This is a genomic window from Pseudoalteromonas shioyasakiensis (assembly GCF_022398475.1).
Classification (GTDB): Bacteria; Pseudomonadota; Gammaproteobacteria; order Enterobacterales; family Alteromonadaceae; genus Pseudoalteromonas.
Genome location: NZ_JAKEVM010000011.1, coordinates 12,910 through 28,795, shown reverse-complemented (window position 1 = coordinate 28,795; position 15,886 = coordinate 12,910). Strand labels below are relative to the sequence as shown.

17 protein-coding genes are annotated in these 15,886 nt (G+C 42.3%); 5 read left to right on the top strand and 12 right to left on the bottom strand.

All coding sequences use genetic code 11. From position 1 onward, the window contains the following. Positions 1 to 133: 133 nt before the first annotated feature. Positions 134 to 871: a DUF4097 family beta strand repeat-containing protein gene (locus L1D51_RS03980; protein ID WP_239962751.1), complete on the bottom strand. Its 738-nt coding sequence runs from the start codon at positions 869 to 871 to the stop codon at positions 134 to 136. 188 nt (positions 872 to 1,059) lie between these two features. Here L1D51_RS03980 and L1D51_RS03975 point away from each other — a divergent pair, with 188 nt between their 5' ends. The 3 genes from L1D51_RS03975 (at position 1,060) to L1D51_RS03965 (ending at position 4,220) form a co-directional block, all read left to right on the top strand. Next, on the top strand, positions 1,060 to 1,482 hold the full coding sequence (locus tag L1D51_RS03975; RefSeq protein WP_239962749.1) for a (R)-mandelonitrile lyase: 423 nt from the start codon (positions 1,060 to 1,062) through the stop codon (positions 1,480 to 1,482). An 11-nt stretch (positions 1,483 to 1,493) separates the two neighbouring features. Then, entirely contained in the window at positions 1,494 to 2,675 is a 1,182-nt protein-coding gene (locus tag L1D51_RS03970; protein ID WP_054563894.1) for an NAD(P)-dependent alcohol dehydrogenase, read from the top strand. 165 nt (positions 2,676 to 2,840) lie between these two features. Next, positions 2,841 to 4,220 (top strand): serine hydrolase domain-containing protein, encoded by a 1,380-nt coding sequence (locus L1D51_RS03965; protein ID WP_239962747.1) that lies wholly within the window; start codon positions 2,841 to 2,843, stop codon positions 4,218 to 4,220. Positions 4,221 to 4,289: 69 nt separating this feature from the next. Here L1D51_RS03965 and L1D51_RS03960 read toward each other — a convergent pair whose 3' ends face one another. Both L1D51_RS03960 and L1D51_RS03955 read right to left on the bottom strand, forming a co-directional pair. Continuing rightward, positions 4,290 to 4,637, bottom strand: coding sequence for a cyclophilin-like fold protein (locus L1D51_RS03960; protein ID WP_055199032.1), 348 nt, complete (start codon positions 4,635 to 4,637; stop codon positions 4,290 to 4,292). A 14-nt stretch (positions 4,638 to 4,651) separates the two neighbouring features. Further along, positions 4,652 to 5,143, bottom strand: a complete 492-nt coding sequence (locus L1D51_RS03955) for a (R)-mandelonitrile lyase (RefSeq protein ID WP_095209775.1) — start codon at positions 5,141 to 5,143, stop codon at positions 4,652 to 4,654. A gap of 176 nt (positions 5,144 to 5,319) precedes the next feature. Between L1D51_RS03955 and L1D51_RS03950 the strand changes: the two genes are divergently transcribed. Continuing rightward, the gene (locus tag L1D51_RS03950) at positions 5,320 to 6,234 is read left to right on the top strand and encodes an AraC family transcriptional regulator (protein ID WP_055199024.1); all 915 of its coding nucleotides are present in this window, start codon (positions 5,320 to 5,322) and stop codon (positions 6,232 to 6,234) included. Positions 6,235 to 6,341: 107 nt separating this feature from the next. Here L1D51_RS03950 and L1D51_RS03945 read toward each other — a convergent pair whose 3' ends face one another. Further along, positions 6,342 to 7,304: an alpha/beta hydrolase gene (locus L1D51_RS03945; protein ID WP_239962746.1), complete on the bottom strand. Its 963-nt coding sequence runs from the start codon at positions 7,302 to 7,304 to the stop codon at positions 6,342 to 6,344. A gap of 196 nt (positions 7,305 to 7,500) precedes the next feature. Beyond that, positions 7,501 to 8,688 (bottom strand): MFS transporter, encoded by a 1,188-nt coding sequence (locus tag L1D51_RS03940; RefSeq protein ID WP_054563890.1) that lies wholly within the window; start codon positions 8,686 to 8,688, stop codon positions 7,501 to 7,503. A 111-nt stretch (positions 8,689 to 8,799) separates the two neighbouring features. On the opposite strand from L1D51_RS03940, the gene L1D51_RS03935 reads away from it, so the two are divergent. Further along, a complete protein-coding gene (locus L1D51_RS03935; protein ID WP_054563889.1) occupies positions 8,800 to 9,690 on the top strand; it encodes a LysR family transcriptional regulator in 891 nt (296 codons plus the stop codon). Positions 9,691 to 9,723: 33 nt separating this feature from the next. Here L1D51_RS03935 and hisIE read toward each other — a convergent pair whose 3' ends face one another. The 7 genes from hisIE to hisD are packed head-to-tail and all read right to left on the bottom strand — an operon-like array spanning position 9,724 to position 15,886. Further along, positions 9,724 to 10,338, bottom strand: a complete 615-nt coding sequence (gene hisIE / locus L1D51_RS03930) for a bifunctional phosphoribosyl-AMP cyclohydrolase/phosphoribosyl-ATP diphosphatase HisIE (protein ID WP_054552013.1) — start codon at positions 10,336 to 10,338, stop codon at positions 9,724 to 9,726. After that, positions 10,329 to 11,108: an imidazole glycerol phosphate synthase subunit HisF gene (gene hisF / locus L1D51_RS03925; RefSeq protein ID WP_054563887.1), complete on the bottom strand. Its 780-nt coding sequence runs from the start codon at positions 11,106 to 11,108 to the stop codon at positions 10,329 to 10,331. The genes hisIE and hisF overlap by 10 nt, the downstream gene beginning before the upstream one ends. Further along, the gene (locus L1D51_RS03920) at positions 11,090 to 11,824 is read right to left on the bottom strand and encodes a 1-(5-phosphoribosyl)-5-[(5-phosphoribosylamino)methylideneamino] imidazole-4-carboxamide isomerase (protein WP_239962744.1); all 735 of its coding nucleotides are present in this window, start codon (positions 11,822 to 11,824) and stop codon (positions 11,090 to 11,092) included. Before L1D51_RS03920 ends, hisF begins: the two co-directional genes overlap by 19 nt. A 28-nt stretch (positions 11,825 to 11,852) precedes the next feature. Further along, positions 11,853 to 12,443 (bottom strand): imidazole glycerol phosphate synthase subunit HisH, encoded by a 591-nt coding sequence (gene hisH / locus L1D51_RS03915; protein ID WP_058584165.1) that lies wholly within the window; start codon positions 12,441 to 12,443, stop codon positions 11,853 to 11,855. Beyond that, entirely contained in the window at positions 12,440 to 13,501 is a 1,062-nt protein-coding gene (gene hisB, locus L1D51_RS03910; RefSeq protein WP_054563884.1) for a bifunctional histidinol-phosphatase/imidazoleglycerol-phosphate dehydratase HisB, read from the bottom strand. The genes hisH and hisB overlap by 4 nt, the downstream gene beginning before the upstream one ends. Then, on the bottom strand, positions 13,498 to 14,595 hold the full coding sequence (gene hisC, locus L1D51_RS03905; protein WP_055021691.1) for a histidinol-phosphate transaminase: 1,098 nt from the start codon (positions 14,593 to 14,595) through the stop codon (positions 13,498 to 13,500). The genes hisB and hisC overlap by 4 nt, the downstream gene beginning before the upstream one ends. Then, on the bottom strand, positions 14,585 to 15,886 hold the full coding sequence (hisD, locus tag L1D51_RS03900) for a histidinol dehydrogenase (RefSeq protein ID WP_239962742.1): 1,302 nt from the start codon (positions 15,884 to 15,886) through the stop codon (positions 14,585 to 14,587). The genes hisC and hisD overlap by 11 nt, the downstream gene beginning before the upstream one ends.

Here is a 15,886-nt window from a genome sequence, read left to right as displayed (position 1 = left end):
TAGCAGTTCCTTAAACGTTTCCTAAAGGATACCTAAGCCCTTGTAAAAATGCTAATAAAGATTGGTAATTACAATTTAAAATGCCTTCGCAAAGGAAGGCATTTTAGTTGCTAAAAACTATAAAAGCGTGAGCTTACATCTTGGTTTTGCCTGCAATGTTGGTTACTTTTACTGAGCCAGAGCCATCACTTAGTAACTCAAAGTTTGCTGCAGTATCAACGCGAATGCTGCCTGAGCCATCTGAAACGACAACATCACCCGAAATATCATTTAACTCGATACCACCAGAGCCATCGTGTACTTCAATATTGCCCTGTGCGTTGGCAACATCAATATTACCTGAGCCGTCATGAATTTTAATATCACGGCTGATATTACGTGCATCTATGCTACCCGAACCATCATTGATTTCTAATGTGCCTGTAATGTCATTTGCGGTAATTGAACCTGAACCATCGTTGATCACAGTATTCGCAACTTTGCTAATGATAATTTCACCAGAGCCATCGTGCACATCAACATTAAATGAACGAGGGATAGCAACGGTTAAATCAATGCGAGTTTGCTTATTGGTGTGGTAATCGCACTGGCCTGCACTAAGTGCTGCGTTATTGCCTTTAGCTACAAGGTTTAAGCAGTATTCATCATGAGGCTTTTCTTGATAAATCTCGGCTTTAACGGTTACTTCATCACTGTCACTACCGGTAATGTGTAAAAAACCAGAGCCTACTTCTACTTTTAAAGCGCTTAATGAGGCTGCATCTAGCGTTAAGTTTTTAGTTTCTTGTAGTGGCATATCACCCCAAGCAAATGTTTGTGCTGATAATAAGCCTGCGGCAATAAGTGAGAGTGTTTTTACTGTACTTAACATGGTTCTTCCCTTTCATATATGTGGTGTTATTAGCTTAGTCGCAGGTGCTGATAAAAAAGGTTTAAAGGCTTTAAAAACTTTTTTTACACAAATAGGCAAGAAAGCGCGAGCTTCAGGCATTTATGGTTTTTCGCGATGCTTTAGACTGAAATAGTAGACCAAAACCTAAGCAACCCAAGGAGAAACATATGAGTGATTCAGCGCAAACAAGCGATATGCAAGTAATTAAGTCAGGTTCTCAAGATCCAATCGCAGGGCCAGCAGAATGTTTCACAGGTAAAGTGCAAATCAGTACTTTATTTAATGCACCAGCACCTGCTCGCGTTGGTGTTGCTGTGGTGGAGTTTTCAAAAGGAGCTCGTACAAATTGGCATTCTCATCCACTCGGCCAAGTTTTATTAGTTACAGAAGGTCGAGGTTGGACACAGTGCGAGGGTGGTGAGAAAACAGTCATCAATCCAGGTGATTTAATTTGGTGTAACTGCGGAAAGCGTCACTGGCATGGTGCGACTGCTGATAGTGCAATGAAGCATGTAGCAGTTCAAGAAGCACTCGATGGTAAACCTGTTGACTGGTTCGAAGCTGTGTCAGATGAAGATTATTTAGCATAAGGTACATTGAGATGTGTGACAAACATGAAACGCAAGACTTATCACGTCGTAATTTTATTAAAACGAGTTCAGCTTTGGGTGCAGGCCTGTTATTAGGTGGCTTTGCGGCGCCTTCATTTGCAGCATCATCTGAGCAGCTTGCAAATGGCAATATAAAATCTCGTGGCTATGCGGCTTTTGATAATTCAGGCTTACTAAAACCATGGGAATTCGAAAGACGCCCAGTAGGCGATAACGATATTTTAATCGAAATTAAATTCGCCAGTATTTGCCACTCAGATATTCATCAGATGAAAGGGCATTGGGGCGCACAGCAATACCCTCAAGTACCAGGTCATGAAATTGCAGGTATCGTAACAGCAGTCGGTAAGAATGTGACTAAGTTTAAAGTGGGCGACCGTGCTGGTGTAGGCTGTATGGTTGATAGCTGTCTTGACTGTAATAGCTGTAAAGATCAAGGCGAGCAATATTGCCCAGAAACAAAATTCACTTATGGCTACCCTGATGAGCGCTCACCGACAGGTATCACACAAGGTGGTTACTCGAATAACATTGTTGTTCGCGATCATTTTGCAGTGCATATTCCTGAAAACATTAGTTTAGAGCATGCTGCTCCTTTATTATGTGCCGGCATTACAACGTATTCTCCGTTGCTTAAATTTAACTTGAAAAAAGGCGATAAAGTAGGTGTTGTTGGTATTGGTGGGCTTGGGCACTTAGCTGTTAAATTGGCTGTGTCACAAGGTGCTGATGTCTATGCGTTCACTAGCTCTAAAGATAAAGTAGCCGATATTAAAGCCTTTGGCGCTAAAGTGGTTGTTGTTGACGGTGAAGACGCTTACAACGAGCATAAGTCGCAGCTTGATTATTTAATTAATACCTTGCCAGTGAAATATGATATTGCTAAATATGCTTCATTAGTAAAACCATTCGGCACGTATACCCAAGTGGGTATGCCAGAAGAGTTTTCATTAAACATGAATGCATTAGCATTGGCTGCAAGCCGCGTAAACTTTAATGCTTCGTTAATTGGTGATATGCAAGAAACGCAAGAAGTTGTTGATTACTGCGCTAAGAATAATATTCTGCCAGCAACCCAGTTAATCAAAGCCTCTGAAATCAATAATGCATGGCAAAGTGTGGTGGAGAAAAAAGCGCGCTATCGTTATGTAATTGATGCCTCAACATTTTAAATAATTTTTAGATTGAGTAAGCCAAACGCCATACCCAGTATGGCGTTTTTTGTTGTTCCTTTTTTATTCGGTGATTTATCGCTTAAAGAGCGAATACTGCCGTAAAAACATATCATTATTTTTTTCTTTTGCTAACTTAAACTCTTTGGCCTCCATGGAGTAATAATGAAAAAAATAACCTTCCTAAGTACGTTGTTGTGCTCCAGCTTTTTTGTTTGTAGCGAAGAAACAGATACAACCTTGAACGCTTATGCCGCTGGGTACGTCGCCAATTTTACCTGTAGTGCCACGTTTAACGCTGGCAAAAGCAAAGATCAAATCGATATTGATGAACTTACCGGTATTTATCCTTTAATTGCAGATACTGTAAAAGCACTAAAAGCGAACATTGATACTGAGCATAAACGAGTCATTGTTGATTACGATAAAGATAAGCAACGTATATCGGTTTGGCGGCCTCGTTTAGGCTGTGTTGATTTACCCGTAGGGGCAAGCCTTAAAGCTGCAACACTCGTGCAAGCACCGTTTAAAGAAAACTTAGCCCACCAAAAGGATGATGGTAAGCCTTGGCAAACGCTAAATGGTGTTAATAATGCGACGGGCAATAAGGCGCTTGATGAGGTTATTGCACAGGCTTTTACTCGTCATTATGGTGAAGGCGCACGAACTTCAGCAATTTTAATAGCAAGCCCTGAGGCGATTCTAGCAGAGCAATATAAAGCAGGTTTTACACCTGAAACTGCCCAGCGTACTTGGTCTGTTGCAAAAAGTATTGGCGCGAGCATCATTGGTGTGGCGGTAGCACAAAAACGACTTGATGTTACAAAGCCTGCGGGGCTTGAAAGCTGGTCTCACCCGCTTGACCCTCGTGGCGAAATTACCCTTGAAAACTTGCTTCATATGGCATCGGGCTTAGACAGTAATAAAGCGGGCAATCGTACGGATCGTGTCTATATGGGCGGCGGTTTAGTGTCTGATACTACAACGCATACTGCGTTAGAAGTAAAGCCTGGTAGCCGTTGGAAATACGCCAATAACGACACCATGTTAGCGTTACGTACCTTACGAGAAACGTTTAACGATGAGGCGAGCTACTTGCGTTACCCATATGACAACTTACTCGATAAAATCGGCATGCAGCACACGTTTTTAGAGTCAGATTGGCAAAGTGACTTTATTTTGTCATCGCAAGTGTGGACTACTTCTCGTGATCTTGCTCGCTTAGGGTTATTACACCTGAATAATGGCCGCTGGCAAGGTGAGCAAATATTACCAAAAGACTGGTTAAGTTATATTAGTAAACCTGCCCCTGCTCAACCCCCTGTAACGGCACCAGGATACGGCGCACAGTGGTGGCTTTATAACGAACGTTTTCCTGAGTTACCAAACGATACTATTGCAGCGCGAGGCAACCGTGGTCAATTTTTAGTGATCATTCCAAGCGAGCAGTTAGTGATTGTTAGGCGAGGGTACGACCTTGCAGGGCTTAAAGGCTTTAGTGAGCATGATTTTGCCCGTGATGTTTTAAAAGCACTGGGCAGATAAAGTCAGGCAATAAAAAAGCTGCTTTGTGGCGTACAGAAGCAGCTTTGCTAACTGGAGAGTTAGTATCTACTACAAGGGCTCTATAGTGACATCCGCTTGGCCTAAACTTTTAAAAAACTGACTATCGCCCGTTATTTTGCCAAGTTTTATCAGGCCATTTGCATAACTTTGCTGCTTATAAAAGAGCGCAAGGTTACCCCAAGGTGCGTAATAAGTGATGTCTCCTGCGATAGCATCGGTGCCAGCAGGTAAGCCTTGTAGATTTAATTTCTCAGGTAAAGTGGCTATTTTCTCAGCATTGGCGAAGTCTTCTACTTTTAAAGTCAGTGGTAGAAGTTGATAAAAATGCTTAGCGGCATTATTACTTTCTAGAGTCGCTTGCATAGTTTTGCCGTTACTGGTGAACTTTATTTGCATTTCACTTACCATCTTTACTGCTTTTTTAAATATTGCTTATCTGTTACTGGCTCTAACCAATCAACCACTTTGCCGTTTTTTGATTCTTGAATAGCCAAATGCATCATGGCTGTTTTATCCGTAGCGCCATGCCAATGTTTTACATTTGCAGGAATATGGACAACGTCACCTGGTTTTATAACCTGAGGTTGTCCGTGCCACTGATTAACCCAGCCCATACCTGATGTAACAATTAAGGTTTGGCCGACAGGGTGAGTGTGCCAGTTTGTTCGAGCGCCGGGCTCAAAGGTTACCATGGCTCCAGCGGCTTTCGCTTCGCCATGAGCTTGGAAACTAGGCTCGACGCGTACTTTGCCCGTGAAATACTTGTCGAGCCCAGTCATTGGGTACTGAGTGCCATTTTTTTGCACTGTGATTTGCGGTAATTCTAAACGTTGTGAAGAGGCGTTTTCTGCATGACTAAATGCACTCATCGTTAAGATAAGGGTACCGATAATATACTTCATACTTTTCTCCATGTGTTTGTAACCTGATGAGAAATCATTTTGGCTAAAAATTGTGCCTTTAAAAAGTACAATGCACGCAAGTTATTGCCTATTAGTCCGAGGGTTTAATTTTTTAACTAGCCAACTTTATGAAATCGAGCGTATAGTTAAGTATCTTGAATTTAATTGGGTTGGTTATGCATTCAGATTATGATGCTATTGCTAAAATGAGCGCTGCTTTAGCAGATAAGATTGCGCCGCTTATAGGTCAGCAAGAAACCGCTGATAGCGTGATTGAGGATTTGTTTTTTTATCGACAAACACAGGCCGCCACCTCTTGTTCAATGTGTGTGGTTGAACCAAGTATTGCACTGGTGCTACAAGGGGCAAAAAGCATGACCTTGGGCGAAGATGTGTTCAAGTATGACCCACACAAGTATTTGATTACCTCTATTGATTTGCCTGCAAAAATGCAAGTTCTTGAAGCAAAAGACGACACACCTTATTTAGGCTTAGTTTTAAAGCTTGATTTGGCTATGTTAGGTGAACTGATTTCGCAAATACCGCTCGACAAATTAAACAAGCAATCACTCAATAAGGGAATGACCTTAGGTGAGATGACAGAGCCGCTACTTAACGCTTTTACGCGATTAATTGAGCTGGTTGATGATCCGGAGTCTATGCCAGTGCTTGCGCCATTAATTAAACGCGAAATTTTTTGGCGTGTACTTAACAGTGAGCATGGGGCGGAGCTTCGCCATATAGTATCGACAGGTAGCCAAGGGCTGAGAATTGCACGTAGTGTTAAATGGTTAAAAGAAAACTATGATCAACCCTTGAGTGTAGAGGATTTAGCGGGTCTTGCGAAAATGAGTAAATCGACTTTTCACCATCATTTTAGAGATCTAACTTCAATGAGTCCGTTGCAATATCAAAAGCGTTTAAGGTTAATGGAAGCAAGAAGGTTGATGGTTGGCGAGAGTATGGATGCGTCAGGTGCTGCTTTTAAGGTTGGCTACGAAAGCCCCTCACAATTTTCTCGCGAGTATTCTCGGTTTTTTGGTTTATCACCAAAACGAGATGTTGAGGCGTTTTTAGCAACCGCTAAATAGCCGGCTACTTATAATACCAATCCGCAATAATAATTAATTAAGCGAATTGGTATAAAAAACGAATGGGCATATCCCTATGTCCCATTCGTTACCATGACACGTTTTAGTTAAAGACTTGCTGTGAAAAATTCAGCAATTTTAGTGAATGGAATTAAACCCACATCATCATATAAATCAACATGACCTGCATTTGGTACAACCAATAATTGTTTAGGTTCAGCAGCTAAATCATAGGCTTGTTGGCTAAACTCAAATGAGTGAGCGTGTTCACCAGCAACAAACAGTAATGGACGTGGTGAAATAGTCTCAATATCGTTAAATGGATAAAAGTTCATAAAACGCACATTGCTGCTTAATGTTGGGTGTGTTGTTAAATCTGCTGATGAGCGCTCTGGTGTATATTCGCCACGCTCAGTGCGGTAAAAGTCATAAAACTCTTTTGCAATTGGGTGTGAGCTTTCATCAATGTGATGCGGGCAGCCGCCTGTGTACTGCACTTCGCCACCAAGGTACTCAACATTACGTTGCTCTGCAGCTTCATCAAGCATACCTTTACGCATATCAAGGTCAATAGAGTTGCCTAAACCATTGCGCGTTGCGCCACCCATGTCATACATACTAACTGTTGCCACAGCTTTGATACGTGGGTCAATTTTTGCGGCACTAATGATGAAACCACCACTACCACATACACCTAAACCACCAATGCTTTCTTTGTTGACGTATGAACGGCTAGCAAGGTAATCGACACCGGCACTGAATGACTCTGCGTATAAATCAGGTAGTACAGTATTACGTGGTTCGCCTTCACTTTCGCCCCAGAAGCTAAGATCAACTGCCAAAGTTACAAATCCTAGCTCTGCAAGTTTAGTTGCATATAAAGTAGCACTTTGCTCTTTTACCGCACCCATAGGGTGACCTATTACAAGTGCCGGAAGGTTCGCACCTTTCTCTGCATTTTTAGGTGTAAAAAGATTACCGACTACATTCATTTGTAATTGGTTTTTGAAAATTACTTTTTCAAAGTTAACAGCATCGCTTTGGTAAAAATTATCAGTTGAGGTTGTCATAACACTCTCCTATTTTTTGATTAACAGGGACTGCAATTTGTTTTCACAATGCAGCTTTGATGAGGTTATTGTCGGTTATTTGTGCAGTTTGGCGTTATATTAGAACAGTCGATTTATTGCCTAAAAGTGTCGAATGTATCTTTAGGTGCTTAAAATGAATATTAGGTAGCCCAAGTATGAGCCACCTAATGATTTTTTAGGGTGTTTTTATAGTGAAATAGCTGGCAATGGCTGCAAAAAATAAGATAGCTGCGCTAACAAAGAAGGTAATAGGGTAGTCATAAACATCGAATAATATGCCGCCGAATGTTGAGCCTAGCGCTATCGAAAATTGAATAATTGCTACCATCAATCCTCCTGCAACTTCAGCATCTTTTGGTAAAGCACGAGCTACCCAGCTCCACCAAGCAACAGGCGCTGCAGTTGCAATTAACCCCCATAATCCAAGTAATACGATGTTGATGTTAAAAAGAGATATTTGATTAGCTAAACAAAATGCTATTAAAGCCATAACCGAAGGGGCAGCTATTAATGCAAACGCTAAACTGAGTTTTATGACCTTACTGATCAATAAGGTGCCAATAAAGCCTGCAAAACCAATAACAAATAACACCATAGAGACTTGTTGGCTGGTGGCTTGAAACGCTGACTCTAAAAAGGGCCTTACATAGGTAAATAAAGTAAATTGCCCCATAAATAGCAGCGCGACAGCTAGCATACCAAAACAGACGAGTGGCTTTTTAAATAACTTAAATGCAGAAAAAGGTCCTTTTGATTGCTGTTGAGCTGGCATGCTAGGCAAAGCCTGCCATTGCCAAAATACAGCAATAGCGATAAATGGCACTAAACACATAAACGCGCCTCGCCAGCCAAGAACACTGCCTAAATAACTGCCAAGTGGTGCTGCAATTATCATGGCAAGACCATTGCCACCATTAAATACTGCCAGTGCTTTAGGCACTTTTTCCTCGGGAACTAAGCGCATTGCAGAAGCAGTTGAAAGTGACCAATAGCCACCAATGACTAAGCCGATTAACGCACGACCAAGCATATAAACAGCGTAACTATCAGCTATAGAAATTGTTAAAGTTGACAGTAGCATTATCAAGGTCAGAGCGACTAGTAAGGTCTTTCGATCACTTTTAGCAAATAAAGGACTCATGAATAGACTTGTGATCACCGCAAAAAAGCCCGATATTGCTAACCCCTGACCAACCATGCCTTTACTAATTGATAAATCTTCAGCCATAGGTGTTAATAAGCTTACAGGCATAAACTCGCAGGCTATTAAGGCGAAAATACATAATGTCATCGCAAAAACCCCACTCCAATTAGCTTGCTGCTCGATAGGCTGATCATCTTGATAGGTTGAGTAATTTGTCATGCTAGTCCATACAGTTAAATGTGATGGAGTATTTTTTCAAACATAGGTTGAATAGACTAGCTAATGAATACTAATATGCTTTATTAGTAAAACTTATTAATAGACAGGTGGATGATCAAACAAAACCTCAATGAATTGAACTATTTTGTCATTGTGGCAAGAACTGGCAGTTTTACACGTGCTGCTGCTCAGTTAGGCGTAACTCAGTCTGCCTTGAGTCAGGCTATTCGTTCACTAGAAGCAAACTTAGATATTCGTTTGTTAACCAGAACAACTCGAAGCGTATCGCCGACTCTCGCCGGGGAGCGTTTACTCAATGCAATAGGGCATCGTTTTGATGATATCGAAAATGAGTTAGAAGCGTTAACTGAACTCAGAGACAAACCTGCGGGCACGGTAAAAATTACTTGTGGTGATTTTATAATTCAGAGCACATTACTCCCAAAGCTGGCCAATGTATTAAAGCAATACCCCGATATTAATATTGAGTTCAATGTTAACTATGGCTACACAGACATTGTTGCTCAGCGTATCGACGCTGGCGTTCGTCTTGGCGAAACCATAGATAAAGATATGATAGCTGTGCCTATTGGTAAAGAGCTCAATATGGCAGCCGTTGCAAGCCCTGAGTATTTTGCTAAGCATCAAAAGCCTAACACGCCAAAGGAGCTTACTGCACATAATTGTATCAACATTCGCTTTCCTACCCATGGCGGTTTATATGCGTGGGAGTTTGAAAAAGAGGGTGAAGAACTTAATGTGAATGTACGCGGTCAATTAATCTTTAATACCTCTCATCATATTGTTGAGGCGGCGTTACAGGGGTTAGGTATTGCGTTTCTACCTGAAGAGGAGTTTGGTGAGCATATAAAAAATGGTAATTTAATTAAAGTGTTAGCTGATTGGTGCCCCGCATTTCCCGGTTATTATTTGTATTACCCGAGCCGAAGGCAACCGTCTCCGGCATTTAAAATTGTGTTAGAAGCGTTAAAACAGCAATAGAGTGCGGTATTTAGATACCACACTCTATAATTATTACTTATGGCGGCCTTGTAAACAGCTCACCACATCAGCCAGCGATAAGCCTTGGCGCTGCAATAACACAGTTAAGTGATACAGTAAGTCTGCTGATTCATTGGTTAATTCATCGTTATCATGTTTCATGGCTGCAAGGGCAACTTCAACGCCTTCTTCACCCACTTTTTGGCAACTACGGCTTAAGTCTTTTGCAAACAAAGACGCAGTGTAGCTTTTGCTTGGATCATCGTCTTTACGTGAAACAATCACTTGTTCAAGTTCAGCTAAAAACGACAAGCTAGGTTTAGCATCATCGCCGAAGCAGCTTTGTGTACCAAGGTGGCATGTTGGCCCAAGTGGGTTTGCCAGTACTAATAGTGAGTCGTAATCGCAGTCGGTGTGTACTGAGACTACTTCAAGGTAGTTTTCTGATGTTTCGCCTTTGGTCCATAAACGCTCTTTAGAGCGCGAGTAAAAGGTTACTTTTTGTTTGTCGAAAGTGGCAGCTAATGCATCTTGATTCATAAAGCCTTGCATTAAAATCACCCCAGAGCGTGCGTCTTGCACGATAGCTGGGATCAATTCGCTTTTGGCAAAATCGACTTGAGAAAGAGTGTCTTTGGTTAATTGCATAGTCTTGCCGCTACATTATTATCAGTTAAAAATTGTTTTAGTTCGCCAATATCAATGACGTTCTTGTGAAATACGCTGGCAGCGAGCGCGCCATCAACTTGGCTTTGTTGAAACACATCAACAAAGTCTTGCATCGTACCTGCGCCGCCCGATGCAATTAGTGGAATATCGCACAGTGCACGCATTTTTGATAGCTGAACATTGTCGTAGCCTTTACGCACGCCATCTTGGTTCATGCAATTGAGTACGATTTCACCAGCACCTAGGTCTTGCACGCGTTTAACCCATTCTTCGGTTTTATAGCGAGTACGGCTTGATGCATTAGGATCGCCAGTTAGCTGGTACACTAAATATTCGCCAGTGGTTTCATCATAAAAGCTATCAATACCCACAACCACGCATTGTTTACCAAACTCATCGTGTAATTCTTTGATAAGCTCAGGGCGAGCAATTGCAGGGCTGTTAATACTGATTTTATCTGCGCCACGTTCTAAAACACGTGCTGCATCGGCAACAGATTTAATGCCGCCCGCCACACAAAATGGAATATCAATGTGGCGTGCAATGTTCTCTACCCAATTGACATCAAGTAGGCGTTTTTCGACGCTGGCACTGATTTCATAAAACACCAGTTCATCCGCACCGGCATCGCTGTAAGCTTTGGCAAGCGTTAAAATATCACCAACCACTTCATGGCCTTTAAATTTAACACCTTTAACGACTTGGCCGTCTTTTACATCTAAACAAGGGATTATGCGTTTTGATAACATGCTAACGCCTCCTCAACATTAAAGGCACCATCGAGCAATGATTTACCTAAGATAACACCGCCAACACTCAGCTTTTTCAGCTTTGCAATATCATCCAGTGAGCTTACACCGCCTGATGCTTGAACTTTAATCTCGCTGTTGTGGTTGGTTAAATCTTCATAAAGTGCAAACGAAGGGCCGGTCATGGTGCCGTCTTTACTGATGTCAGTACACAGAAAATCAACCACACCAAGTGCCACGTAAAAATCAACAAGTTCGAACAAGCCAAACTCAGATTCACTTAACCAACCATGTGTTGCTGGTGCCCAGCCGTTGTCAGTTTTATTAACATCTAGTGCGATAACAAAGTGTTCACTGCCAAACTTTTCAATCCAGGCCTGTACTTGCTCACGTTTTTCAACGGCCATTGAGCCAATCACGACTTGGTTAGCTCCGGCTTCAAGCCAGTCAGCAACATCTTGCTCAGAGCGAATACCACCGCCCACTTGATAAGGCACATTTAGCGCTTTGGTTGCAGCTTGAATATGCTGCCACTGTTTTTTATTTGGATCGCGTGCGCCTTCTAAATCAACTAAGTGCAGTTTGCCTGCGCCGCTATTTGCGTACTCTTGTAAGCGTGCGCCAAGTTCGTAAGGGTAAAATTGTGCGGTATCATACTTACCTTGGTATAAGCGCACAATTTGGTTTTGTAATACATCGAGTGCTGGAATAATCACGTTTATTTCTCTTATTTTTTTGCTGCGCTTACAGCTGCCAATCTAAAAAGTTTTGTAAAAGTCGGGTGCCTACTTTGGCGCTTCGCTCTGGGTGGAACTGCATGCCTGCGTAGTTATCTTTGGCAACAATTGCTGAAAAAGCTTGCCCGTATTCACCGCTAACTAGGGTGGCATCGTTCACTGTGTGAGCAAAGCTATGCACAAAGTACACTTGATCTTGCGCTGATAACCCTTTGGTGAGGGCATGCTCTTTTAATACACTTAGGTCGTTCCAGCCCATGTGCGGTGAAGTTAATTCACCTACATCTAAGTGCTTAACAATACCTGGAATTTTGCCAAGGCAATCAACATTGCCTTCTTCAGTGCTGTCGCAAAGTAATTGCATGCCTAAACAAATGCCCATCAACGGACGCTGATATTCATCAATTGCTTGTTGCCAACCACCGTCTTTTAAGCGTTTCATGGCAACAGAGGCATGGCCTACGCCTGGTAAAATAGCACGTTCAAAGCCTTTTAGTTGCTCAGGTGAGGTGATCACCTCAGGATTTTTACCTAAGCGTTCAAAGGCAAAACGAACAGAGTTAATGTTGGCACAACCGGTATTAATTATGGCAATCATAAACACCCCTTAGAGCTTGCTGTTTGTTGTGAAGCATCTTTTGCAATCGCAGCGCGAAGTGCTCTTGCAAACGCTTTAAATAGACCTTCAACTTGGTGATGACAATTACCATCGCTAACCGACAAAATAAGGCTCATGGCGGCATTATCACTTAAGCTTTTAAAGAAGTGCTCAACCATTTGTACGTCTAAGTCGCCGACTTTTTCACGGCTAAAATCAGCATTTAATACAAACGAGGCACGGCCCGATAAGTCAATTTGCGCTTCTGCTTTGCACTCATCCATAGGGAGTGCAAAACCATAGCGACCAATTTGTGTTTTTGTACCTAGCGCTTGTTTAAGGGCAAGGCCAAGTGCAATGCCGATATCTTCAACTAGGTGGTGCTCATCAATGTGTAAGTCGCCAGTGGCTTGAATATTAAGTCCGATATTGGCGTGTGTACGAATTTGGTCAAGCATGTGATCGAAAAAGCCAAGGCCAGTGCTAATTTCGCCATTTTTTGTTTGGTCTAAATTAACTTGCACATCGATTTGTGTTTCTTTGGTGTTGCGAGTGACACGGCCTTCACGGTTTGCGGTTGTCAGCTTAGTGACAATGGCATCCCAGCTGCCGTCATACAAAATGCCTTCACAACATAAGTTATTGGCAAGTCCAATATCAGTTTGGCGGTCACCAATCACAAATGAGCGTGCTAAATCGACTTTACCCGAGCGCATAAGCTCAGTAAGTAAGCCTGTTTTTGGTTTACGGCAGTCACAATTTTGTTCATCAAAGTGAGGGCAGATCAGAACTTCATCAAATTTAATCCCTTGGCTGTTTAAGATATCCATCATCTTGTCTTGAGCAATATCAAAATCGGCCGTCGGGAAGCTATCAGTGCCTAAACCATCTTGATTAGATACCATAACAAGGCGGTAACCTGCCGCTTGAAGTTGTAATAGAGCAGGGATCACATTTGGCAAAAACACTAATTTTTCTAGGCTATCAACCTGTTTGTCGGTGATAGGCTCTTCGATAATCGTGCCATCGCGGTCAATAAATAAATATGGGTTGCTCATGATAATTCCTGTTCTACTGTTTTACTGGTCAGTGATAAGCCATCTAACCAAACTTTTACTTGTTCTAGTTCTTGCTCGTTACCGATAGAAATTCGTAACCAATCATCTTCGCCATATAAGGTGAAGGCACGCATTACGAGTCCTTGCTCAAGTGCGATATTAAATGATTGTTTGTTTTTTAATTTTAAAGTGACAAAGTTACCTTCACCGCTCAGTACTTTGATAACGGCAGGTGATTGCTCGAGCCAGCTTTTTAGTTTGCTTTTTAAGCTATTTAGAATTGTCACCTGACGGCGCATTGAAGCGATGTTGTCACTACTTAATGCGTCTGCTGCAATGCTCGCCACCACCGTTGATACAGGGTATGGCGCAATCACTTTACGAATAGGCGCCAGTAGTTCGCTGTTGGCTAATGTGAAGCCTGTTCTTAAACCCGCAAGTGCAAATGCTTTTGATAAGGTTCTTAGTACCACAAGGTTACTAAACTCGTTGATCAGGCTTGCCGCTGTTTGTTCTGGGCAAAATTCTATATAAGCTTCATCAACCACTACAATCGCTTTACCCGCAAGTTGTTGGGTGATTTTTCTGATTTTGTCTAAGCTTGTCATGCTGCCGGTAGGGTTATTTGGATTACAAATAAACACCAGCTTTGAATCAGCAACTGCAGTGACAATCTCATCAACCGTGCCTTTTAATAACAGCTCTTGAGTTAAACCGTTAATCGCAATGTTGTGGGTATCTGCAGTGACTTTGTACATGCCGTAAGTTGGCAAAAAGAGTGCGATGCTATCTGTAGCTGGGCTACAAAAAGTACGTACTAATAGCTCAATACCTTCGTCAGCGCCGCGAGTCATCAGTACTTGCTCTGGCTCTAAATTAGCATAGCAAGCGTAACGATTGATCACTTGCTGAGGCTGCGGATCTGGGTAGCGATTTAAATCAGCTAAATTGATATTTGGCGTACGTGAATAAGGGCTTTCATTGGCATTTAACCACGTTGTGCCGGTTAGCTTTTCACTTTTAGCCGAACTGTAGGCTGTAAGCGCTGCAATGTTATCTGGCAACAGCGTTGTTATTTTTGAATTATCGCTCATTGTTCATAGCCTCAAGACGAATCGAAACAGCATTGGCGTGAGCATCAAGCCCCTCTGCTGCAGCCAAAGGTAAAATTGCTTTAGATAATTCACGTAAGCCATTTTTACTGATGGTTTGCACTGTGTAAGTTCTAAAGAAGTCCAGTAAGTTTAAGCTCGAATAGGTCGCGCTGTAACCATACGTTGGTAGTACGTGGTTAGTACCCGATGCATAGTCACCGGCTGACTCCGGGGTGTAATCACCTACAAATACTGAACCGGCATTTTTCACTAAGCTTAAATAAGGCTGCGCATCAGCAAGTTGTAAAATAAGGTGCTCAGGACCATATTCAGCAGACACCGAAAAGGCTTGCTCAACCGAGTCCACTAAAATTAAGCTTGAGTTAGCAAGGGCTTGCTCGGCAGTGTCTTTACGACTCAACTTTGCTAGCTGCTCTGTTAAGGCTTGCTGTGTTTTTTCAATGATGCGTTCGCTGTTACATAGTAAAATAACTTGCGAATCAGCGCCGTGCTCTGCTTGCGACAATAAATCTGCCGCAATAAATTCAGGGTTTGCACGCTCATCAGCAATCACTAGCACTTCAGAAGGGCCAGCCGGCATATCAATCGCCATGCCCGGTATAGTTTGCGCAACAAGTTGTTTTGCCATGGTGACAAAGCTATTTCCTGGGCCAAAAATCTTGTTCACTTTAGGCACTGATTCTGTGCCGTATGCCATCGCTGCAATGGCACCTGCGCCGCCACTTTCTACAATGGTTTTAATACCACATAGTTTTGCTGCATATAAAATGGCAGGGTTGATGGTTTCGTCGGCTTTTACAGGTGTAGTTAGCACAACGGTTTGTGCACCACTTAACTGTGCAAGCACCCCTTGCATAATTACTGAAGATGGCAGTGGAGCACTGCCACCTGGCACGTAAATGCCTACCGCTTCAATGGCTTGATATTTAAGTTCACACAATACGCCAGGTTGCGTTGTTAACTTAATGTCTTTTGGTAATTGTGCTTGGTGAAAACGTTTTACATTGGCATAGGCCGTTTCGATGGCGGCTTTTAACTCGTTTGATAATAACTGCTCAGCTTTATTAATTTCTTCAATTGGCACTAATAAGCGAGGTGTTTCGCGCTTATCAAACTCTTTTGCCATTTTTAATAACGCTGCGTCACCCTCAGTTTTAACTGCATTTAAGATGTCGATGCAAATTGCTTCAACCTCTTTACTTGCAGTAACAGCAGGGCGGGTAAGTACCGCCTGCTGTGCTTGTTGATTTTCCTCATTCCAGCGAAACAT

Excerpts from the sequence above, each read along its gene's own strand:
- L1D51_RS03975 (WP_239962749.1), top strand. The coding sequence starts at position 1,060 with ATGAGTGATTCAGCGCAAACAAGCGATATGCAAGTAATTAAGTCAGGT.
- L1D51_RS03945 (WP_239962746.1), bottom strand. The coding sequence starts at position 7,304 with ATGACAACCTCAACTGATAATTTTTACCAAAGCGATGCTGTTAACTTT.
- L1D51_RS03955 (WP_095209775.1), bottom strand. The coding sequence starts at position 5,143 with ATGAAGTATATTATCGGTACCCTTATCTTAACGATGAGTGCATTTAGT.
- L1D51_RS03935 (WP_054563889.1), top strand. The coding sequence starts at position 8,800 with ATGATCAAACAAAACCTCAATGAATTGAACTATTTTGTCATTGTGGCA.
- hisD (WP_239962742.1), bottom strand. The coding sequence starts at position 15,886 with ATGTTTCGCTGGAATGAGGAAAATCAACAAGCACAGCAGGCGGTACTT.
- hisC (WP_055021691.1), bottom strand. The coding sequence starts at position 14,595 with ATGAGCGATAATTCAAAAATAACAACGCTGTTGCCAGATAACATTGCA.
- L1D51_RS03980 (WP_239962751.1), bottom strand. The coding sequence starts at position 871 with ATGTTAAGTACAGTAAAAACACTCTCACTTATTGCCGCAGGCTTATTA.
- L1D51_RS03950 (WP_055199024.1), top strand. The coding sequence starts at position 5,320 with ATGCATTCAGATTATGATGCTATTGCTAAAATGAGCGCTGCTTTAGCA.
- hisH (WP_058584165.1), bottom strand. The coding sequence starts at position 12,443 with ATGATTGCCATAATTAATACCGGTTGTGCCAACATTAACTCTGTTCGT.
- hisIE (WP_054552013.1), bottom strand. The coding sequence starts at position 10,338 with ATGCAATTAACCAAAGACACTCTTTCTCAAGTCGATTTTGCCAAAAGC.
- L1D51_RS03960 (WP_055199032.1), bottom strand. The coding sequence starts at position 4,637 with ATGCAAATAAAGTTCACCAGTAACGGCAAAACTATGCAAGCGACTCTA.
- L1D51_RS03970 (WP_054563894.1), top strand. The coding sequence starts at position 1,494 with ATGTGTGACAAACATGAAACGCAAGACTTATCACGTCGTAATTTTATT.
- hisB (WP_054563884.1), bottom strand. The coding sequence starts at position 13,501 with ATGAGCAACCCATATTTATTTATTGACCGCGATGGCACGATTATCGAA.
- hisF (WP_054563887.1), bottom strand. The coding sequence starts at position 11,108 with ATGTTATCAAAACGCATAATCCCTTGTTTAGATGTAAAAGACGGCCAA.
- L1D51_RS03965 (WP_239962747.1), top strand. The coding sequence starts at position 2,841 with ATGAAAAAAATAACCTTCCTAAGTACGTTGTTGTGCTCCAGCTTTTTT.
- L1D51_RS03940 (WP_054563890.1), bottom strand. The coding sequence starts at position 8,688 with ATGACAAATTACTCAACCTATCAAGATGATCAGCCTATCGAGCAGCAA.